General features: G+C 61.1%; 19 protein-coding genes. 9 read left to right on the forward strand and 10 right to left on the reverse strand.

What is annotated here, in order from left to right; translation table 11 throughout:
* The 4 genes from BMI01S_RS30880 to BMI01S_RS30895 all read right to left on the reverse strand — a co-directional run.
* Positions 1-749 (reverse strand): aspartate/glutamate racemase family protein (locus tag BMI01S_RS30880; RefSeq protein ID WP_028212319.1); only part of this gene is annotated, 749 nt, incomplete at its 3' end.
* Positions 750-763: 14 nt separating this feature from the next.
* Positions 764-2,179, reverse strand: coding sequence for a dihydropyrimidinase (hydA, locus tag BMI01S_RS30885; RefSeq protein ID WP_028230875.1), 1,416 nt, complete (start codon positions 2,177-2,179; stop codon positions 764-766).
* A gap of 10 nt (positions 2,180-2,189) precedes the next feature.
* A complete protein-coding gene (locus BMI01S_RS30890; RefSeq protein WP_028212317.1) occupies positions 2,190-2,918 on the reverse strand; it encodes a maleate cis-trans isomerase family protein in 729 nt (242 codons plus the stop codon).
* Between the two features lie 37 nt (positions 2,919-2,955).
* A complete protein-coding gene (locus BMI01S_RS30895) occupies positions 2,956-4,251 on the reverse strand; it encodes an MFS transporter (RefSeq protein WP_028230876.1) in 1,296 nt (431 codons plus the stop codon).
* A gap of 226 nt (positions 4,252-4,477) precedes the next feature.
* Between BMI01S_RS30895 and BMI01S_RS30900 the strand changes: the two genes are divergently transcribed.
* Entirely contained in the window at positions 4,478-5,176 is a 699-nt protein-coding gene (locus BMI01S_RS30900) for a GntR family transcriptional regulator (protein ID WP_042291762.1), read from the forward strand.
* Positions 5,177-5,301: 125 nt separating this feature from the next.
* Here the strand turns inward: BMI01S_RS30900 and BMI01S_RS30905 are convergent, their stop codons facing one another.
* The 3 genes from BMI01S_RS30905 to BMI01S_RS30915 all read right to left on the reverse strand — a co-directional run bounded on the left by BMI01S_RS30905 (position 5,302) and on the right by BMI01S_RS30915 (position 7,800).
* Positions 5,302-5,721 (reverse strand): DUF3830 family protein, encoded by a 420-nt coding sequence (locus BMI01S_RS30905; RefSeq protein WP_028212314.1) that lies wholly within the window; start codon positions 5,719-5,721, stop codon positions 5,302-5,304.
* Positions 5,722-6,143: 422 nt separating this feature from the next.
* Positions 6,144-6,425: a DUF7660 family protein gene (locus BMI01S_RS30910; protein ID WP_028230877.1), complete on the reverse strand. Its 282-nt coding sequence runs from the start codon at positions 6,423-6,425 to the stop codon at positions 6,144-6,146.
* Positions 6,426-6,840: 415 nt separating this feature from the next.
* Positions 6,841-7,800: a DMT family transporter gene (locus tag BMI01S_RS30915; protein ID WP_081716024.1), complete on the reverse strand. Its 960-nt coding sequence runs from the start codon at positions 7,798-7,800 to the stop codon at positions 6,841-6,843.
* A gap of 263 nt (positions 7,801-8,063) precedes the next feature.
* On the opposite strand from BMI01S_RS30915, the gene BMI01S_RS30920 reads away from it, so the two are divergent.
* Positions 8,064-8,864 carry a helix-turn-helix transcriptional regulator gene (locus BMI01S_RS30920; RefSeq protein WP_028230878.1) on the forward strand — a complete coding sequence of 267 codons (801 nt, stop codon included), beginning with the start codon at positions 8,064-8,066 and terminating at the stop codon, positions 8,862-8,864.
* Positions 8,865-9,702: 838 nt separating this feature from the next.
* On the opposite strand, the gene BMI01S_RS30925 is transcribed toward BMI01S_RS30920, so the two are convergent.
* Positions 9,703-10,014, reverse strand: a complete 312-nt coding sequence (locus BMI01S_RS30925; protein ID WP_154671233.1) for a hypothetical protein — start codon at positions 10,012-10,014, stop codon at positions 9,703-9,705.
* 511 nt (positions 10,015-10,525) lie between these two features.
* Here BMI01S_RS30925 and BMI01S_RS30930 point away from each other — a divergent pair.
* Positions 10,526-12,604, forward strand: a complete 2,079-nt coding sequence (locus tag BMI01S_RS30930) for a D-(-)-3-hydroxybutyrate oligomer hydrolase (RefSeq protein WP_244145256.1) — start codon at positions 10,526-10,528, stop codon at positions 12,602-12,604.
* 15 nt (positions 12,605-12,619) lie between these two features.
* On the opposite strand, the gene BMI01S_RS42120 is transcribed toward BMI01S_RS30930, so the two are convergent.
* On the reverse strand, positions 12,620-12,958 hold the full coding sequence (locus BMI01S_RS42120; protein ID WP_167334415.1) for a hypothetical protein: 339 nt from the start codon (positions 12,956-12,958) through the stop codon (positions 12,620-12,622).
* A 250-nt stretch (positions 12,959-13,208) separates the two neighbouring features.
* Between BMI01S_RS42120 and BMI01S_RS30935 the strand changes: the two genes are divergently transcribed.
* Positions 13,209-14,075 (forward strand): GGDEF domain-containing protein, encoded by an 867-nt coding sequence (locus tag BMI01S_RS30935; RefSeq protein WP_244145244.1) that lies wholly within the window; start codon positions 13,209-13,211, stop codon positions 14,073-14,075.
* A 309-nt stretch (positions 14,076-14,384) separates the two neighbouring features.
* Entirely contained in the window at positions 14,385-15,554 is a 1,170-nt protein-coding gene (gene dinB / locus BMI01S_RS30940) for a DNA polymerase IV (RefSeq protein ID WP_028215047.1), read from the forward strand.
* 53 nt (positions 15,555-15,607) lie between these two features.
* On the opposite strand, the gene BMI01S_RS30945 is transcribed toward dinB, so the two are convergent.
* Positions 15,608-16,735 carry an aminotransferase class V-fold PLP-dependent enzyme gene (locus BMI01S_RS30945; RefSeq protein ID WP_028230882.1) on the reverse strand — a complete coding sequence of 376 codons (1,128 nt, stop codon included), beginning with the start codon at positions 16,733-16,735 and terminating at the stop codon, positions 15,608-15,610.
* 501 nt (positions 16,736-17,236) lie between these two features.
* On the opposite strand from BMI01S_RS30945, the gene BMI01S_RS43320 reads away from it, so the two are divergent.
* From BMI01S_RS43320 to BMI01S_RS30960, 4 genes are read left to right on the forward strand one after another with little or no spacing between them, the layout of a single operon-like run.
* Complete coding sequence (locus BMI01S_RS43320; protein ID WP_255217835.1) at positions 17,237-17,368, forward strand: hypothetical protein; 132 nt, start codon at positions 17,237-17,239, stop codon at positions 17,366-17,368.
* Positions 17,365-19,098, forward strand: a complete 1,734-nt coding sequence (locus tag BMI01S_RS30950) for a SulP family inorganic anion transporter (RefSeq protein WP_036021502.1) — start codon at positions 17,365-17,367, stop codon at positions 19,096-19,098. The genes BMI01S_RS43320 and BMI01S_RS30950 overlap by 4 nt, the downstream gene beginning before the upstream one ends.
* A gap of 56 nt (positions 19,099-19,154) precedes the next feature.
* Complete coding sequence (locus BMI01S_RS30955) at positions 19,155-20,609, forward strand: DUF2252 domain-containing protein (RefSeq protein WP_028215049.1); 1,455 nt, start codon at positions 19,155-19,157, stop codon at positions 20,607-20,609.
* 46 nt (positions 20,610-20,655) lie between these two features.
* On the forward strand, positions 20,656-21,588 hold the full coding sequence (locus tag BMI01S_RS30960; RefSeq protein ID WP_028230883.1) for a hypothetical protein: 933 nt from the start codon (positions 20,656-20,658) through the stop codon (positions 21,586-21,588).
* Positions 21,589-21,591 lie beyond the last annotated feature (3 nt).

Genomic DNA, 21,591 nt, shown 5'->3' on the forward strand with positions numbered 1-21,591 from the left:
CCCGTCTTCCCACTGCTCAGCAGCCGCTCGAGCGGTTCAGGCAGACCTTGGTTCGGCTTGACTGGCGGCTGGGCGAAACTGCCTCTCGTCGCTTTTCTCGGCGCCAGGCGGATAAGGCCCTCAAGCTGGGTAATCGCGCTCGACACGCCATCGACCACCGGAACCGGCAGTTCGTTACGTATCTCGCGTGCAAGCCCTGCGAGGGGGGCACCTGCGATGATGATGACGTCGGCCCCGTCATCGTCGACCACCTCATTGCACAGTGCCTTCAGCCGTGCCGCGTAGTCCTGTTGCACACTGCCGATATCACGCAACGGCTCCTCGAGCGCGCGGATGCTGGCAAGCCGGCTCGCCAGATGAGCGCGTTCGACCGTCTCGCGATACCACGCCTTGATGCGCGGCGAGATCGCGATGATCGAGAAGCGCTGCCCGAGCGTCGCGGCGGTCATCAGTGAGGACTCGGTCAGCCCGACGACCGGCACGTCGATCAGTTCCTTGATGCCGTGAAGGCCCGGGTCGCCGAACGCGGCGATCACGACGCCGTCATAAGTGCCATGGCGTTCGGCCGCCACGCACGCGCTCGCATAGGCGCCGACCAGCGCTTCGAAGCGTGTCTCGATGTAGGCAACGCCGAACGGCGCAGTCGCGACCTCGATCTCGGTGCCGGGCGAGGCACTGCGCTGCGCCTCCGCCTGGATCAACGTCGAGACGCTCTCGGAGGTATTGGGATTGATCACGAGGATCTTCATGCTGCTCTCCGGTTTCAAAGGTCGAGGTATTGCGGTTTGCCCGCCGCGAGAAACCGGCCCCGTCCCGCCTCCGGCTCGAGATAGCGGCCGCTCTCGACGAGCAGTTCGCCGCGCGAAAGACAATGCTTCGGCCAACCCTGAACGCTTCGGCCCTCGTATGGCGTGTAGTCGACGTTGTGGTGCAGCGCTTCGTTCGCGATGGCGACTTGCTTGAGCGGGTCCCACAGTACGATGTCGGCGTCGGCGCCGACCGCAATCGTTCCCTTGCGCGGATAAAGCCCGTATAGCTTCGCGGGGTTCAGCGACGTCAGTTCGACGAACTTGTGCAGCGACAGCTTGCCCTGGCTCACGCCATCGAACAGCAGCGCCAGCCGGGTCTCGATGCCGGGAATGCCGTTCGGGATGTGCTCGAACGAGACCTCTTCACCGCCGGGCTTCTTGCCCTGCGGATCGTCGAACGAGAACGGTGCGTGGTCGGACGAAAACACGCTGAACGTGCCGCGCTTCAGTGCGCTCCACACGGCCTTCTGGCTGGACGTGTCGCGCGGCGGCGGACTGCAGACACATTTCGCTCCGTGATAGCCGTCCTCGTGACCGAGGTCTTCGGCAGTCAGATACAGGTATTGCGGGCAGGTTTCGGCGTAAACGTTCAGGCCGCGTTGCTGCGCCCATTCGATCTGTTCGATCGCATCCTGGCCCGACACATGAACGATCAGGATCGGCACGTCGACGAGTTCGGAGAAGGCAATCGCGCGGTGCGTCGCCTCTCGCTCGACCACGGCCGGGCGCGAGAGCGCGTGATACTTCGGCGCGTGCTTTCCGGCTTCGGTGAGCTTGTCGGTCAGCCACGCGATGCAGTCCGAATTCTCGGCATGCACCATGACCAGCGCCTGGTTGCGGCGGGCAACATCCATCACTTCGAGAATCTCGCGGTCGCTCAGCTTGAGATCGTCGTAGGTCATGTAGATCTTGAACGACGTGTAACCGGCCGCGATCAGCGCTGGCAACTCGCGCTCCAGCACCTCGGGCGTCGGATCGGAGACGATGAGGTGAAACGCGTAGTCGGTGACCGCGCGGCCGTCGGCGCGGCGATGGTAGTCGTCCACCGCGGCTTTCAGCGATTGCCCCTTTGCCTGCGCGGCGAACGGGATCACGGTCGTGGTGCCGCCGCACACGGCGGCGCGTGTGCCGCTCAGGAAGTCATCCGCCATCTTCAGCCCTTCCGGCATGGGCTGATCGAGATGGCAGTGCGCGTCGATGCCGCCGGGCAACGCCAGCAGGCCGGTGGCGTCGATCTCGCGCTTGCCTGCGCCGAGATCGCGGCCGAGCGCCACGACGATGCCGTCCTTCACGCCAATATCGCAGGTGAAGCGCTCGGACGCGGTTATGACGTCGGCGTTGCGGATCACGAGGTCGTACACGGGGGTCATGGCCGGCCTCTCAAAGAACTTCGGAAAACAGACGACCCCAAGCCGCGAGACGAGTCGTATCGTAGCCAGCGAGCTTCAGTGACTTCCACACCACCGTGGAGATCGTGTCGTAGAGCGGGACGCCGTGGCGCTGCTCCACTTCTGAAGCCAGATGCGCGGCGTGCAGGTTGGTACAGAAGGTGACGATTGCCTCCGGGCGCTGCGTCGCGACTTCGTGGATCTGTGAACGCAGCGTGTCTTCGGTGACTTCGGAGAACTGGTAGTTCACTTTCAGGCCGAGATGGTTTTCGCAAGAGCAATCGATGCCGTTCTCGCGGTAGTTGGCAACGATCTTCTGCTGGACCTCCGTGAGATACGGACTGACGAGGCCGAATTTCCGCACGCCGGTCCGGTCCAGAATTTCGTTCAATGCGAGCACTGAAGTGGTCGCCCGGATGCCGGTCGCCGCTTCGATTTCGCGGCACAGGCGACGGTCGGTCTCGAAACCGAGCCAGCCCGATGACGTGCCATTCCACGCGATCACATCGACCCTGGCGTCGGCCAGCAGGCGCGCGGCTTGAATGATGTGGGTTGTGTCGAACTGTCCGAGCGCGTGCTCGGACAACGAGATTTCAGTGACCGTGAAGCGCGAGAAATGGGCGCTTACACCGGGCAATTCGGCCACCATCGCGCTCGTGATTGGCTCGAGCGCGGTGTTGGATGACGGGGTAAGCATGCCGAGCCGGACGCGTTTGCTCATGATGATGTCAGCGATGATTGGTTGAAGGTGAAAAGGTTCAGACAGGCAGCTTGCGTTCGTAGTCGATCAGCGTCGAACAGACGAGGAGACCGAGGCCTGCGGCAGCGAAGGACATCAGGGCCAGAAAGTACGAGCCAGTGGTCTGCACGATCAGGCCAACGATGATCGGGACGAGAATGCCGCCGATATTGCCGCCGAGGTTCATCAGGCCGCCGAGAAAGCCGACCTTGTTGCGTGTGCCGAGGATCGAAGGCAGGCACCAGTACAGACCGCACCAGCGCAGGAAAAACAGCGTGGAGGCGAGCAGTACCACCACCGTCGCGGCATCGCCGACATAGGCAACCGAGAAGATCGATGCGGTAGCTGCCAGGGCGGCGATGCCGAAGAGCGTGCGCATCACGCGATTGGGCGAGCCGCCTGCCGCCTTCCACTTGTCGGCGATCCACCCGCCGGCCAGTTCACCCACGAAACCACTGAAGAAGATCGCGAAGCTCGCTCCGCCCATCTGCTGGATGTTGAAGCCGTGAACCTTGTTCAGATAGTTCGGCATCCAGGTGAGCAAGCCGTAGAACAGCGAGTTGAAGCACATCCAGCCGAAGAACATGCCCCACACCGAGCGATAGCGGAAAAAATCCAGGCTGCGGCCGCTGGCATGAACCGGTTCGCTGCGGTGTTCTTCCTGCAGGGCCGCTTCGAGATAGTGGGCTTCGGCATCGTTCACGGACGGATGCTCGCGCGGGTTGTTACGAATGTAGTACCAGGCAAACAGGCCGGCCAGCATGGTGCCCACACCCGCCACCACGAAGGACGTGCGCCAGGAGCCGAACTCGCTGATCAATCCGGAGATGATCACCGCGCCGAGCGCTGCGCCAAGCGGAGCTCCACCGTCGAGCAGCGTCGCGCCGCGGCCACGTTCGTGCCGCGTCATCCACATCGCGTTGAGCTTGCCGCCGGCCGGATAGATCGGCGCTTCTGCCGCGCCGAGACCCAAACGCGTAAGGATCAGCGCACTGGCCGTCGTGCAGATGGCTGCAATGCCCTGGAAAAAGCCCCAGAACAACGTGGCGCACGCAATCACGATGCGCGGCTTGAAGCGGTCAGCCAGCATGCCGCCAGGAATCTGCATGAACGCATAGGTCCAGAAGAACGAACTGAGAATTAGCCCCTGCACGGCGGGCGCGATATGGAACTCCTTTGCGATGAGCGGCATGGCGACGGACAGCGAGGCCCGGTGCACATAGTTGATCGAAATCAGCATCAACATGATCAGAAAGATTCGCCAGCGCACGCCGGTCCTGACCTCGGCCTGCACGGCCGCATTTACGGTTCGCATCTATGTCTCCTCCGTTCGCCTGATGACGGCCTTCGGGTTTCATGTCTGTGACCGGGACCGCTGCCGGCCCGGTGCGCTGCATGCGCCAACGCAGTATATGATGCTAAATTATGAATTACAAGCTCTGTAAGTGGCTGATCTATAACGTTCTTTATTTTTGTGGCGAACGGATCGAAGCTGTAAGACAATTAAGCAAAAGCGGAAGATACAAACGGCAACAGGCGACATGGACATGAAGTCACTACCGGCGGAAACACGCAAGCGGATCAGCCTGCGCGGCACGGGTATGTATGCGGCGATCGCGGAGCGATTGCGCGAGATGATTCTCGAAGGTGAGTTGCCGCCCGGCGAGCATATTGACGAGAAAGCGCTGTGCGAGCAGTTCGACATCTCCAGAACGCCCTTGCGCGAAGCGCTCAAGACGCTGGTGACCGAAGGGCACGTGACCCACCGGCAGCACATGGGCTTTCAGGTAGCGCCGATCAACAAGGACGAGATCGCAGCGATCTTCGAAGTCCTGCATGGGCTGGAGGAAACCGCCGGACGGCTCGCCGCGCAGCGTATCGACGACAAGCAGATGAAGGTGCTACTGGAGCGCCATCGGGTGATGGAAACCTATCATCGCGACGGCAAGCGCACGGCCTACTACCGCGCCAACCAGAAAGTGCACCAGCAGATCGTCGATGTCGCCAGCAATCCTGTGCTCTCCGACCTGTATGCCTCGTTGATGAGCAAGATCCACCGTGCGAGGGGGGCGGCCAATGCCGATGTGCTGCGCTGGGCCGAATCGCTTGGCGAGCATGGCGAAATACTGGATGCGCTGTCGAGGCGCGATGGGGCGTGCCTGGCCCGGTTGCTGCGCGAGCATTCGGAGCACACGGCAGCGGAAGTCATGAAAGTGCTGCAGGCCGCGAGCGCGGATTAGCGAGGGCCTGCGAAACGGGCGATGAGCGGAGCGTCGAGTCGCCATGCTCTGCCGCGCCTGAAGCCGCCTGGTCGGAGGATAGCCGCTCGATATGGGCGATGGCTCAAGGCTTCATTGATGAACCGTTAGTCATCCGCCAGAGAAAACTCGATGTCCTGCGCGCCCTCCCACAGCACGAGTTTGCCGAACGCCTCAAGATGCTCATGACCTTCGAGCAACGTAAAGAAGTGGTTGCCGGCAAGCTGGCCCATTTTGCTCGCGAAGATCGAACTGCCATAGACGAACAGGAATTCTGTTTCGCTGAACCCGCCGGGGTACAGAAGGATATCCCCGCGTGACGCGTGGCTGGTGTGATTTTCAAACGAGAGGCCGGTATCGAAATCGCCCAACGGGATCCATACGGCTTCGCCGCTCCAGCGGGAATGAATCACCTTGTTCCTGAACGGCAGCAATTCGAGGAAGCGCTGGCAGGTGCGCGGCGCCCTTTCTTCTTCCAGCCGGCCGACGAAACGGAATGGGCCGGCGTCCACACTGATCTTTTTCATGTCGTCCTTGACAGTCGAGTGCGCATTGAAGGTCCGCGGTTCCGAGTCGACCGGGCGGAGATGAAAGCCCCTTTACCTGCAATTTGACGCTGTTCCCGGTCGCTTGTCGAGCATACTGACTATAGATCGAAGCCCACTAAGAGCAGAGCTGACGTTCGAACTAGTCGCGGACACAATGTCAGAGACGCTGACCACGGCCGCCATCGGCGAATGGTCGTGCCACCGCCGGGTACGGTCGAGAAGGAGCGTTCGTCTGTGATAACGGCCGGTTACTGAGTGAACCTGACGGCTGAACGTCCGACCGATTACGCATGTAAACGACGGGTTGTGGCCGCACAGAGCCCCACGCCGAGTGCGGGCGATCGCCGGACCCACACCGGACCTTTCATTCGCCCGGTAAAGGTAGTTTCGTGGTGGTTTACCTACTCGTATTCCTTGCCGGCGATAAGCATGTCGGCGACACGGCGCCACGGGTTCGATGGGACGTCGTAGAACCGGAGTCCATTTTCGGATGCTTCGGCCCACCTGGCAGCCGCATCGAGGAACGCACCAATCGATCCACTTTCCCAGCCCGAAAGACTAGGCGCCTCGAACCAATCGGATGCAAGCACATTCAGAAAATCAATAAAGGACCACTCATCGACAACTCGCTCCAACGCCCCGCGTAAGTCGCTGGGGTTTTGTCCTTCTGGCTTGTCACTCATCTTTCACCGTAGGCAGGAATTCAGTTGCTCTGATTGTCAGCGATCTAGGCGACGCGGTCGACTGGCGGCTTCTGGCCGACTGTACGCATCGGTCGCACTCAGCGATCGCGGATCGACGGTGAACGCACCCAGTCGACCCGTTGCTGACGGTCGTCTTCTGGGAGCCAATGTCTGCTTTCGATCTCGTTCGAAGCTGCATGGCGGGTGTCTCTTGATGGCCGAACACGGAAGTCCATCGGAGGCGCACGCGCAACGGATCGGTTTGACCGGCGAACTTCCGTAGTCGACCCGTTTCTCTCATTCACCAACTCATTGCCGAAGCGGCTGTAGTGCAGCGCACATGAGACATCGACAGTGCGCCCCCGACATCATATTCCTCTAGCCGACCATCGAAGTGCAGTTGGGGCATTGACTGTTACCTTTGCCTGTCGCACGTGAGCTTTCGAACTCGGTCCCACCGGGTGCCTGCTATTCGTCGGTTGTCGGTGCGACGACAAGGCGATTTGCTGACCGAGACGGTGAGCGCGATACCGATAATGATAGCGATAGAGCTCAAAACAAGACGCGTACTCGCATTTTCATGAAGGAATAGAACTCCGCCGAGCGCCGCCACGGGCGGCACCAGTAATTGAACGGCTGCGGCGCACATCGCCGTCAATTTTCGGATCGTTGAACACCAGACCACAAAGCCGATTGCCGACGTGAGACTGCCAGACACCACAGCAAGCATGATTCCGGTAACGCTTGCATGCACGTGATCGTGCAGACTCAATCCGAGGACGACGCCAATCGGCGCCGCCCGCACGAAGTTTCCAGTGGTTGCGGATAGTGCACTTGCGACGCGCCTGCCTCGCAAGGTATAGACAGCCCACGCGACGCCGGCCCCAACCATCGTAAGCAAACCGGCGAGTCCCGTAACGGCAACCCCTGGTATGATCAACCAGAGGAGCCCGATAATTGCTAACAGATAGCCAGCGAGCGCAAGGCGATGGAAACGCTCGCCGGTAAGAATGGATGCAATAAAGAGCGCCAACTGCACCGTTCCAGAAAATACTAGTGCGCCCGTGCTAACGGCGAGGGAAACGTACGAGAACGAGAACAGGATAACGAAAACGCCCAATGCCGCGGCGGAGACCCAATCCGAGCAGGGGGGAAGCGCACTTTGAGGTCTCAACCTGCCCACAACGAGCAATGCGGCTCCTCCGGCCAGCAGGCGGATATCGGAAAATGTAGCTGCGTCGATGCTGTCGCCCGATAGCGCAACACGGCACAGCAAAGCGTTAGATGCAAACGCAACAATTGCGATTAAACACTGTGCAGCGCAAAATGGTGTGATCGCACTGACGCTGCTGGGATCTCGAACTGCATTTTTCACGGTTCCGTTCCTCAGCGCCGTAAGTAGCCGGGCGATCTTTACCCAGTCCCGTCACGTTGGGGCGGCGGCCTGGTCCAGCAACTGATGGGTTTTGTCGTCCCATGAGACACTGAGCACCCAGTGCTGTTTCGTCCCAGTTGATGACGTTGTTGCTTTGATGATGCATCACTATCGAGCACCGAGATGCGTTTGGGTACCACCTAAAGAGGTGATACGCTTAAGGTCACCGAACCGATGGTCCGCCCATTTTTCTTGGGGATGACATGCTTCCATCTGCGGATTCCGTCAATCCTCCGGCTCGCGATCACGTCTATGCACTCTGGGACCGCCTGGCCGAGTTCTCCGCAGGCGAAGGCGATGCCGCACTGTCCTATCTGCTAACCACGCTCTGTGCCATGCTCCAGGCCGAGAATGCGCTTTGGTCCGCTGGTGTGCGATTGCATTCGCTCGCGCCAAAAGATCCTTTGTTCGGCTGGCGTCCACGACTGGCCCGGCTCCTGCATCCGGTTCCTGCAGTGGCGGCTTCCGTGCAGGAGCAGTACGACGCACTCTTGTCCGGCCGCGTCGACTCCTCACATATCGTGGCCGCGTCAGGTAACGAAGCGTTCAGCGCCAACCTGCTCTTCGAGGCGATGCCCCCAGAATGGTTTGAAGGTGAGCACTATCGGCGCCACTACCTCGAAGTCGGCCACGGCGACAGTATTCAGATGCGTTGGACGCTCAACGATGATGTTCGGATTCATCTCTTCGTGTTTCGCGATGTGCAGGCACCTCGCTTCTCTGCGCTGGATCTCGAGCTTCTGTGCTTCGTGATGCATGGGCTGAGATGGTTCAGCCGGCAGCAACTGCTCAGCCACGGGCTGCTCATCGCCGACGCGCCCCTGACGTCGGCCGAGCGAAGAGTGCTGCTGTGGCTGCTCGACGGACTCACGGAAAAGCAGATCGCGCAGAAACTCGAACAAAGTCCGAATACGACGCATGTCCATATCAAGTCGATCTATGCCAAATTCAACGTCCGGAATCGCTCAACGCTTACCGCGCTGTGGCTCGGTAAGTTGCGATAGAGAACTGAAGGCGCTGGGGCATTGCAAGGAGCGATTTCGGGGAATGCCAGATCCACATCCCCCGCGTGTTCCCGGCGGGCCGAATTGCGCGCGTGGCTGTCAGTCAGCTTCGAGGAGTGGACGAGACACTCGAACGGCTGCCATGGGGTTGAACGAACGACGGCTCCTGGCCGACCGACGCCCGACGACCGAGCAACACGACGTGTTTTGGAATGAGGCTAGCGATAGTTCACGAAATTAATAATGTCATTGAGAAACCACGGCAGGATCAGTTGTGTATCGGGATCGCTTACGCCGACCGTGAGTCTCGGGGGTTTTGACGAGTGCGAACCGGCTGGCGCGGGGCTATGCAGCATGTAGGTGTCGGTCTCGGCAGCAGGTGGCGTCGATGCACATCCGGCGACGACAACGAAGAGGGACGCTGCACAGCACAAGCGCTTCATGATGGAGAACTCCAGCCATGTTGACCTTGATTTCCAAGGGTACCATCGACACGTAGAACCCCGCGCCGCGCCGTACAAAAGCGGCACGTCTGCGGCGAGACTGAAGGCAACCCCTCGTTTTCCCTGTGAAGAGTAGCGCACCGCCCCGGCCGCAGCCGAAAGCGAATCATTGCCGCTGCGTCTGGAGATATTGAGGCACGTCGCTCGTCGGAATGCGGGCGGTATTCTTCACGAGCGCCAGGTAGCTGACGTTTGATTTTCGATATCCGAAAAGAAATACGATCAAAGCGGCGATAATTGAAATCGACATCTAACTACGCTATATGGCATCGGCAACCGCATGTTCTTCGCATCGCGAAATTCGAAGGGCATTCGAGTGAGTTGCCGAGTAGCTCTCATTTCACGCGGGGCAATACGAGCCCGACTGGAAAACCGGGTACGCTTGCCGTGATGGCGTCCCGCTTCCCGTCGTAGCGAATTTCGAGCTCGCCGTTTGCGTCCGACATCACCAGCAAACCGTGTTCGTACTGAAGGGGAATGTGTGTCGACGGATCGCCCGTGTTCGTGACCAGGAATTCGTCGCCACGGCGGCTGATTACGGTCGTGTCGATATCGCCCGCCGCCTTCCACGATCCGATGAACTCGTCCCCTGCCTTTGTGCCGCATGAAACGAAAAGCGAAGATGCGCCGACGGCTATGAGAGTCACGAACGCGATGCGCTTCAATTCTTCGGTCCAGGGTCGGGAAGGATTCAGATGGCAAGCCGGGCGCTCCAGTTGGCCGGCAACGGTGCGCTCCGGTAAAAACCCCCATAGGGACGCGCGCTCCGACCAGCGCGCGCAGCGTATCGTAGACGCCGACGAGCGTCAAGCGACGGGGAAAAGTCACCCCGGCGCGTGACGGATCGCATCGACCATCGCGGTTCGCGAGCGTTCAGCGTTCCTGGCGCTGCACGCGCCAAGTTACGTGTCCATAAGTTGTGCGCGCATCGACCGACGCTGTTACCGCGCCAATCGCCTTTCGCCCCCCTCTGCGGACAATCACTGCTGGCATCCTCAATCCGGATGTCCTAATGTCCAATGATGCCGCGCTCCGGCATGTTTGAACGGTCTTCCCACGTACTTCAATTTTGTCCGAGCAAAAAACACGGAGACACTGATGAGAGATACCCCGTTCGCAGTCCGAGGAAAAAAAGCGCGCCTCTGTGCCGCGATAGCCATGGCTGGCATGGCGATTGCGCCCGGCGCAGGCGCTGGCGAACACGACGGCGGCATGCCCGAATGGAACCGGCTGCCCGCGTTTGTGGTGGCGAGCAGTTTGCGGACGACAAACTATGACGGCACGAGCGACGACCTGCTCACCGCCGGGCTCGGGAAGACCGGGCTCGTCGGGCCGCAGCCGGCCGTCTTGAACCCCGCGGCGCCAACTGCGGCGGAGCTGCGCAGGCTCGCGATCTGGGCGAACTATCGCGCGCTCGTCGACATCACGGCGAACGGCGGTTATGGCCGCTTCTGGGGGCCCAATGTCGACGTTTATGGCAACGACACACTGGGTGAAGGAAAAATCGCCGGCACCGAATATCTCGCGTTTGCGGACAATGGCACCGGCCGGCAGAACGTCAGCCTGCTCGTGCAGGTGCCCGCGAGCTTCGATCCGGCAAACGCGTGCATCGTCACGGCCACGTCGTCGGGCTCGCGCGGCGTCTACGGCGCCATTTCGGCGGCCGGAGAGTGGGGACTCAAGCGCGGCTGCGCGGTCGCTTATACCGACAAAGGCACGGGCAACGGCGCGCACGAGCTCATGAGCGATCTCGTCACGCTGATCGACGGCCGTCTCGCTAACGCCGCCACAGCCGGGCATGCGAGCATTTTCACTGCGAATGTCCCGCCTGGCGAACTGGCCGCGTATAACCAGAAGTTTCCGAATCGCTATGCGTTCAAGCACGCGCATTCCCAGCAGAATCCGGAAGAGGACTGGGGCAAGGACACGCTGGAGGCGGTCCAGTTCGCATACTGGGTGCTGAACGAGCGGTTCGGGCCGCTCGTCAGCGTATCGGGCAATGCATCGCATCACGGCGTGCGCTATGCGCCCGGCGACATCATGACGATCGCGGCTTCCGTGAGCAACGGCGGCGGTGCGTCGCTTGCGGCGGCCGAGCAGGATCCGGGCAAGTGGATCACAGCCGTGGTGGTGGGCGAGCCGCAAATCAACGTCCGCATGCCCGGCAACGCGCAGGTGAAGGAAGGGGGCCAGCGTATCGCGGCGGCGGGCAAACCGCTCGCCGACTACATGACGCTCGCCAATCTGCTGCAACCCTGCGCCGCGCTCGCGGAGGCCGCCGCCGGCGCGCCCTATCTCACGGCGCTGCCCGTTGCGACGACAACGGCCATCCGCGAGGCCCGCTGCTCGTCGCTCGCGGTGGCAGGCTACATCCACGGCGCCGACACGCAGGCGCAGGCGAACGACGCGCTCGCACGTCTGCACGAAGCCGGCTACGAGGCGGAGTCCGACCTGCTGCAAGCGCCGATGTGGGACTCCCAGGCCGTGCCGGCCGTCGCCGTGACCTACGCCGACGCGTACACGCGCTCGAGCGTGATCGATAACCTGTGTGGATTCAGCTTCGGCACGACAAACGCTTCCACGGGTGCCGCGGGCGTCACGCCCACGGCCTCGCCCATGCTCACCGTCTTCGGTGTGGGCAATGGTGTGCCGCCGACCAATGGGATCAATCTCGTCTATAACGTCACGCCGCCCGGCGGCGCCGACCATCGGCTGGCGACGCCCGACGCCAGCTTCGCCGGGGCCGTATGTCTGCGCGATCTGTGGACGAAGGGCGATCCGCGCATGCGCCGCAGCGTCCAGGCGATCAGCGTGAACGCGAACCTGCACGGCAAGCCCGCGATCATCGTGCAGGGCCGCAGCGATGCGCTCGTGCCGATCAATCACGCCTCGCGCGCTTACCTGGCGGCCAACAGCGAGAGGGAAGGCTCGCGCAGTCAGTTGTCGCTGTACGAGGTGACGAACGGGCAACACTTCGACGCGTTTCTTCCCGTGGCCGGCTTCGCTAGCCGATTCGTGCCCGTTCACTACTACAACATCGAGGCGCTCAATCTGATGTGGCGTCACCTGAAGAACGGCACGCCGCTGCCGCCGTCACAGGTGATCCGCACGATACCGCGGGGCGTCGGGCCGAGTGGCACGCCGCCGCTTGGCGTGGCGAACCTCCCCGCCATTGTCGAAAATCCGGGCAGCAATGCGATTCATGCGAGCAACGGCGTCGTGAACGTGCCGCATTGACACGCCTTGGCGACGTCATCTGATTGATGTCGCAACTAAATCGACTACGGGGCTTTTCGGCGCCTCGTAGTCGACAACCAATGCGCCTCGCAACGCGCTGTCGAAATGTACAGTACCGGGACGCCTTTTATGCGTCCGTTGAGCGCCCTTGCGCGACGGCATTTGCCTGTATTTTTCGCGCCCCACTTCTCTCCGGCCAAAGAGGCCAATCATCACCCATAAAATCCTCATGTAATTTCTACTGCGGGCATCGCTGCGACGCGCCGGGATGTGGTATATAAACCCGACGCCCCCTCGTTGGATCCGCATGCCGCTTTTCGATTTGCGCACCGTCATCTTGATGTCTTCGGTCATGCCGGGACTCATGGCAATCGCCCTCTTTTCGCTCGCGCGAAGCTTTCCTCAGAACATACGCGGAGTCCGCCACTGGGCTTTCGGTGCGCTGGTGGTCAGCGTGTCGGCCATCCTCCTCGCGTTGCGCGGCAGCGTGCCGGACTGGCTGTCGATCCTCGTGGCGAATTGCGGAATTCTCTTTGGCACCGGGCTGGCACTCGTCGGCTCGCAGCTTTTCTTCGGGCGACGACCGCGTGGCCGCTTCGTCGCAATGCTGCTCACGATCGGCGCTGCCGGTACGGCCTGGTTGTGGCTGGTCCATGAATCGGTCGCGGGCCGTACCATCCTGATCACTGGCGTGCTGACGGTGCTCTACGGTATGCACGGCATCCTCCTGCTGCGCGTCGGGCGGCCGAATCGCCCGGCCCTCTCCGTCGGCGTGCTCCTTCTGGCCGAATCCCTTGTGGCAGGTGCGCGCTGCATCACCGCCGCGCTTGCGACAGAGCGCTTGCCCGATCTTTTCGATCCCGGTTCGATACAGACGTTCTATCTCACCGCAGGAGCGGCGTTCTCGCTGCTCGTAACAGTGGGTCTTCTGCTGATCGCGACGGAACGACTACGCACCGAGCTTGAACGGCAGTCATACTGTGATCCCCTGACAGGTCTGCTGAACCGCCGCGCGCTGGCGCTCGCGTTCGAAGACGAACAGGAGCGGGCAAAACGCAATGGTGGCGTTCTCTCGATGCTGCTGATCGACCTCGACCACTTCAAGCGCGTGAACGACGAGCACGGGCACGACGCAGGGGACCGCGTGCTGATCGATTTCGCGCAACGCGCCAGCGAAGTGGTGCCGCAATCGGCTTATCTTGCGCGCTGGGGTGGAGAAGAGTTCGCTGTGCTGCTGCCGTCCCTCTCCTTGCAAAGCGCTTACCAGCTGGCAGGGGCCATCTGCGCGCGGATTGCCGAGCCCGTGCGCAGACCAGGCGTTAGCTACACCTGTAGCGCGGGCGTTGCTTGTCTCGCCGCCGCCGAAGCGACAATCGAACAGCTCGCGCGCGACGCCGACAATGCGCTTTATCGCGCCAAGCATATGGGCCGCAACCGCGTCGAGATTTGCGACCGCGCATTTGCGGCCTGACGCGAGTAGGGTTTTGCGTTCGCCGCATCCGCGCCAGCGGCATTCGATTCTCCAGGTCGCGCGCAAACAGCCGGACGACGCAAAAGCGAGCAACCATCGTGATATACTGTACAAATATACAGTACTTTCTTCTATAGGCTCGAATTCAGGAGCGACGATGCCGCGCGCTTCGATTATTCAACCGTTCATTGGACTCAGCGGCGACGTAGTCCAAACCCATGGTGTGCTCAACGAGAAATCCAGAAACCATGAGCCGGTTAATTTGCCGATCCTGGTGAATAGATTGAGCCTCCTGGCAGAAAGGTAAACGTGAATCCACCGCCGTTACGTCGCATCGCGCATGTCGATATGGATGCGTTCTATGCTTCGGTAGAACTGCTCCGGTATCCAGAACTGCGCGGCAAGCCGGTTGTCATCGGAGGTGGCCGCAATGCCACGCCGGAACTGCGCCCCGATGGCACGCGCCGCTTCGCGCGGCTGCGCGACTACGCGGGACGAGGCGTCGTGACAACGTCGACTTACGAGGCGCGGGCGTTCGGGGTGTTTTCCGCAATGGGCATGATGAAGGCCGCGCAACTCGCGCCAGATGCCATTCTTTTGCCAACCGATTTCGACTCGTATCGACGCTACTCGCGTCTCTTCAAGGATGCCGTTCGAACCTTCACGGACCGAATCGAGGACCGGGGCATCGACGAGATATTCGTCGACCTCACGCTGGTGGAGGGCGAATCGCGCTCGCTTGGCCTGCGCATCAAGAATGCGGTTCGCGAAGCCACGGGCCTAACGTGCTCCATTGCGATTGCACCGAACAAACTGCTTGCAAAGATCGGCTCCGAACTGGACAAACCCGACGGCCTCACGATTCTCTCGATGTCGGACCTCGAGTCGCGCATCTGGCCGCTAGCCGCAAAAAAGGTCAATGGCATCGGGCCGCGCGCTAGCGAACGTCTGGCTGAGCTCGGTATCTCGACGGTCGGTGATCTCGCGCGCGCCGATCTCGGGCTGCTACAGGAAAGCTTTGGGCGCACCTACGCCGCGTGGCTCGCGCGAATCGCACACGGCTTGGATGACCGTGAGGTCGTGGTGTCGTCGGAGCCAAAGTCAATGAGCCGCGAAACCACTTTTGAACGCGACATGCACGTCGAACGCGATCGCGCGGTCCTGACACCCGCGCTGACTCAGCTTTGCGAAAGAGTCGCGGACGATCTGGATCGCAAGGGCTATTGCGGTCGGACGGTGGGCGTCAAAGTCAAATTCGCTGACTTCAAAATCGTTACCCGGGATATATCGCTGCCTGTGGGTGTTCGCGATACGGCCAATATCCGGCGCGCCGTCGGCGCATGTCTGAAGCGTATCGAACTGGATCGGCGCATCAGGCTCATTGGCGTGCGCGTCAGTGCGCTTGAACGTCGATCGGCCGACAACCCCGATGGCCCTGATACGGGCCCGATCCAGGGCGAGCTGCCCTTCGATTGCTAACGTGCGCTAGCAATCGAGGAGCGAGCCATGGGCGCTGACTTCCGAAGAGCAAGCTAGAGAATGCGGTCCAATGCTTTGGCGAACCTGGCAACCGTGCCTTCGACGTCATGCAGCTTGTCCAGCCCGAACAGGCCGATGCGGAAGGTCTTGAAATCCGCTGGCTCGTCGCATTGCAAGGGCACGCCGGCCGCGATCTGCACGCCCGCATCGGCGAATTTCTCGCCGGACCGTATGCCGTCGTCGTCCGTGTAGCTGACTACGACGCCCGGTGCCTGATAACCTTCGGCCGCCACGCTTCTGAAGCCCTTGCTGACCAGAAGCGAGCGAATGCGCGAACCGAGTTCGAGCTGCTCCGAGCGCACCTTTTCGAAACCGTATGCCTCGGTTTCTTTCATCACGTCGCGCAGCGTCGCGAGACTGTCCGTGGGCATCGTGGCGTGGTACGCAAATGCGCCGCTCTCGTAGGTCTCCATGATCTGCAGCCACTTGCGAAGATCGCAGGCGAAACTGGTGCTGGTCGTTGCGTCGATTCTTTCGCGCGCGAGAGGACTGAGCATGACCATCGCGCAGCACGGCGAGGCACTCCACCCCTTTTGCGGCGCACTGATGAGCACGTCGACACCGGTGGCCTCCATGTCGACCCAGACCGTGCCGGAGGCGATGCAATCCAGCACGAACATCCCGCCGGCAGCATGCACAGCGTCGGAAACCTCGCGCAACCACGCGTCGGGCAGCATCATCCCGGATGCGGTTTCGACGTGCGGCGCAAAGACCAGATCCGGCTTGTGTTGCCTGATCGCGGCGACCACGTCTTCGATTGCCGGCGGTGCATAGGCGGCCTGCCTTCCTTGCTCGACCGGACGCGCCTTCAATACCGTCGATTCGGACGGAATGCTGCCCATGTCGAAAATCTGCGACCAGCGGAAACTGAACCAGCCATTGCGGATGACCAGACACTTCTTGTTCGTCGCGAACTGCCGTGCCACGGCTTCCATGCCGAATGTACCGCTGCCCGGGACGACGACGACCGATCTCGCGTTGTAGACGTTTTTCAGGACGGCGGAAATATCGCGCATGACGCCCTGGAAAAGCCGCGACATATGGTTGATGGACCGATCTGTGTATACGACTGAATATTCGAGGAGTCCCTGGGGGTCGACATCGGGAAGTAAACCTGGCACGCTCGCCTCCGGTAGAGGATGAATACGGTTAGCGATACTGGTGATTCGATACCGCTGCAACAATGCGAATAGGCTTCATGTTTGGCTCGACGAAAGCAGATTCTAGCGAAAGCCGAACGCAGCCTGGGGAATCTTTGCAAGCATCGCTTGGGTTCGATAACCCGTGACAGTTGTGCGACGCAGCAGAATCAGTCCTCCGAGGAAGGATCAATGAGGCACAGCGACGACCCGAATATACCGGACTGGCTCGTCGTCTGCCGCACGGCACGGCTCCGAATGAACGGATGAGAAGGAATATGTGTGATAACGCAACGTGGAATCTCTGCAATCTTCTAGCGTCTTCTTGACTGCCTTGACTGCGCGGCCTGGTCGCTGACGGCATGCTCGCGCGCCGATCCTCCCTGGTTCTCGACTATTGACTACAGCCGCAAAAAAGGCGACCGTATCCCTCTTGCTTCTGATTCGCTGTTGTCTCGATCAGTCTAACCATCCGAGGTAACCATGTGGATCGAAAACGCCTTGAGAAAGAGGCCGTTCGAGTGCGCCGGCGCAAGCCAACAGGCGATTGCCGATAACCTCATCGCCAACGCGCCGGTCAGCAGCCTCATCACTCCCGTGGAGGCAGCGACATGAAACCGGTGACACCGATACCTGCGCAACCGCATCGCATGCCATTTTTGCAGGGGCTTTTGCCCGTCAATCCCGGGCAATTGCCGCACGACATCATCGCGGGAATCACGCTGGCGGCACTCGGTATTCCGGAGGTGATGGGCTACACGAAGATCGCCGGCACGCCCACCGTCACGGGCCTTTATACGATCCTGCTGCCGCTCCTCGCATTTGCCATTTTCGGCGCTTCGCGTCAACTCGTCGTCGCCGCGGATTCCGCCACGGCCGCTATTCTTGCGGGCACGCTCACGACCGTCGCTGCATTGGGCAGCAAGGAATATGTGGGCCTGACGAGTACCGTCGCCTTGACCGTTGCCGTGATGCTGATGATCGCGCGCGTCTTCCGCCTGGGTTTTCTGGCCGATTTTCTTTCGCGCAGCGCATTGATCGGATTCCTGACGGGCGTGGGCATCCAGGTCGCGGCCGGCGAGCTCGCCGGGCTGATCGGACTCGCGAAGCAGGGACATGGTCCGTTGATGCAGATTCTCTCCGTGTTCCAGCGCATCGCCCAAGCCAACTATCCGACCACGCTGCTTTCGATCGCCGTCCTCGCCGTGATCATCGGGTGCAAGCGGATCGCGCCGCGCGCGCCCGGAGCGCTCATTGCCGTGATCGGTTCCATCGTGGCAAGCGGCGTGTTCAATTTCGCCGCACACGGCATTTCGATAACGGGTGAAGTGCCAGGCGGCCTCCCCTCCTTGTCCCTTCCGCCATTGCCGATAGGCAAGCTCGACCAGGTGCTGGGGACAGCCGCTTCATGCTTCATCGTGATCCTTGCCCAGAGTGCGGCAACGGCCCGCGCGTATGCCAACCGCTACAACGAAAAGGGCGACGACAACGCGGACATTATCGGGCTCGCCGCCGCGAACGCGGCAGCGGCGTTCACGGGCACGTTCGTCGTGAACGGCAGTCCCACCAAGACCGAAATGGTCGACGACGCAGGCGGACGTACCCAGGCCGCGCATTTGACGACGGCTGTCATCGTGCTGCTGGTGCTGCTCTTTCTCACGAAGCCGCTGAGCTTTCTGCCTGCTGCCGTATTGTCGGCCATCGTCTTCATGATCGGCGTGAAGCTGATCGACGTGAAAGGCATGGTCGAACTGTTCCGCATGCAGAAAGACGAGTTCGTCGTGGCGTTGCTCGCGGCCGGCGTGGTCGTGTTCGTCGATGTGATGCACGGCATCCTCGCGGCCATCGTGCTTTCGCTCATCGCACATGCGCGGCATAGCTATCGCCTGCGCACGCGCGTGCTGACGCGTGGCCCCGACGGAAACTGGGTCGCGCGTCATGTCGAGCCGAACGTGCTCGCGGCGCCCGGCATCGTCGTCTATCGTTTCGAAGCAGACCTTTTCTATGCGAACACCGGCCGCTTCACGGAAGAGGTGCTGAGACTGGTCAACGAGGCGAGTCCGCCGCTGCGTTGGGTGGTGATCGACGCTTCGGAGATCAACAATATCGACTACACGGCAGCCAAGACACTGATCCAGTTGGGTAGCGAACTCGACAAGCGCGGCGTCGGTATTGCCGCCATCGCCATTCCCGCCGGTGTGCGGCATGAAGTCGAACGTTACGACGCGCTGCGTACTGCCAACGCGCATCGCGAGATCTTCGCGACGGTTGATCAAGCCATTGAGACACTGAGCAAGATGTCGCCCACCACGCCCGCCGCTTCTACGGGCGACAAAGCCGACTGAAAAATTGCAAACTTGAACCGGTCCGCTTAGACCTCGAATCGAAAAGGGAGTGATGGGTGTCTGATACCGCTGCATCAAAACGTGCCGAATCCGCCACGGATCGCGCTGATCCCACGACTCTCGCGGCGCCGGAAGATCCCTCCACGCTGTTTGGGGGGCGTGGGTCGGTCGCAGCGCGTATCGAGCGGGGCAAGGCCGCCCGCAATAAAATCCCGCGCGAGAAACTGGCCAAGTGCAAGATCGCGGATCGCGATCCCATCGCGCTGCTCGATGCCTCCAATGTCGGCAGGGTGCCTGAACTGATACCCATCCGCTACGGGCGGATGGTCGCGAGTCCGTTCGCGTTCTATCGGGGTGCCGCACCGCTGATGGCGCACGATCTATCGAAGCTGCCGCATTCGAACATGATCGTGCAACTGGGGGGCGACGCGCACCTGGCCAATTTCGGGCTCTTTGCGAGCCCGGAGCGGCGCATTCTCTTCGGCCCCAACGACTTCGACGAGACGCTGCCTGGCCCCTTCGATTGGGACATTCGCAGACTTGCCGCATCGTTCGTGATCGCCGCGCGTGAGCGCGCATTTGCGTTGCGTGACCAGCGCGCCGTCGTGCGTCGGCTGTGCGAGACGTTCCGGCAGCGAATCAGCGAATTCGGCCGTATGGATACGCTCGACGTCTGGTATTACCAGTTCGATGCGGCGAGCATGCTCGCCATCGCGGATTCGACGGCTGAAAAGAGGAAAGAACTGGCCGTCATCGACAAGGCGCGGCAACAGTCGTCGCGTTCCGTGCTCAATCATGCGACCGAGCTCGTCAACGGCAAGCTCCGCATCAAGGAGGCGCCTCCGCTCGTGTACCACGTCCCGCTGGCGAGTCCGCACGATCAAAAGCAGTACGACGCGATGGTGCGGCGCTTCTTCGCCGACTACCGGCTAACGCTTCCCGACGACAGGCGCGCCCTCTTCGATCGCTACGAACTGGTGGATGTCGCGATTCGCGTCGTGGGTGTCGGGTCGGTGGGAACGCGATGCTACGAGGCGCTTTTCATGGCCGACGGCGAGTGCCCGCTATTCCTTCAGCTCAAGGAGGCGCGGGCCTCCGCGCTGGAGGGTTATCTCGCGCCGAGCCGCTATCCCAATCATGGACAGCGCGTAGTGGTGGGCCAGCGTCTGCTCCAGTCGGCCAGCGATATTTTTCTCGGCTGGTCGAAAATGCGCCACACGGGCAACGACTTTTATGTCCGGCAGCTACGCGACATGAAAGGTGCATTCGACTTCACTACTTTCGACGTCGAAGACCTCGGCGAATACGCGGTTTCCTGCGCTCACGCGCTGGCGCACGCCATGGCGAAAGCCGGAGATCCCGCGTTGCTCAGCGGATATCTGGGCAAGTCCGCTGCATTCGACGATGCCATCGTGCAATTCGCGCTCGCTTATGCGGAGCAAAATGAGGCGGACTGGATGGCTTTGAAAGCAGCAATCAAGGCGGGACGCATTCAGGCGATTCGTGAATGACGCTGCCGCACTTGTCTCGCCCAAAAGGCGTTCGAGGAGGAAAACCATGAACAGGCTTGCCAGATCCCCAACGGGCGACCGGCGGCCGTTATCGTGGTGGATAACCGTTCTCGCCGCGGCGCTATGCTTCTTGTGCCAGAGCGCCGCGGCGCAAACCGACGAGAGAGCGGCAGGACTGCGCGACAAATATCAGAGTCTGAGCGGGCAGCTCGCGCAGAATCCGTTTCATCGACCGCTGTACCTCGAATCGCAGGAGTTGCCGTCGGCGCTCAAGGGCGATATCTACGGTGTGATCGAGTTTCCCTTCGCGACGGTCAACGACGCGCTCAACGACCCGGCTAAAGGCCCCGCCAACTGGTGCGATGTGCTGATCCTGCATCTGAACATCAAGTACTGCCATGCAACGACGAACGAAAACGGTACCGTGCTCGCGGTGAACATCGGCAAGAAAACCGAGGAATCGCTTTCCTCGTCCTACCGCGTGCAGTTCAACTATCACCCGGTAGTGAGCGAACCGGATTATTTTCGCGTGGAGCTCTCCGCCGCCACGGGTCCACTCAGTACCAAAGACTATCGGATCGTGCTGGAGGCGATACCCGTGGGCGATAACCGCACGTTTATCCATCTGACTTACGCATACGGTTACGGCGTGGCAGGAAAGCTTGCGATGAAAGGGTACCTGGCGACGATCGGAAGCGACAAGGTGGGATTTTCCGTCACGCGCGATCCGTCCACGGGCGAGACGCAATACATCGGCGGCGTGCGCGGTCTGGTGGAGCGCAATACGATGCGCTATTACCTCGCCATCGATGCCTATCTCGGCGCGCTTTCGAGCCCGTCCAACGCGCGCCTCGACAAGCGTCTCACCGACTGGTTCGATGCCACGGAACACTATGCGCGGCAATTGCACGAAGTGAGCCGCTCCGACTATATGCAAATGAAACACCACGAGTATCAGCGTCAGCAGATCGCGCAATAGCGC

The sequence above is a fragment of the Paraburkholderia mimosarum LMG 23256 = NBRC 106338 genome (assembly GCF_000739815.1).
Lineage (GTDB): Bacteria > Pseudomonadota > Gammaproteobacteria > Burkholderiales > Burkholderiaceae > Paraburkholderia > Paraburkholderia mimosarum.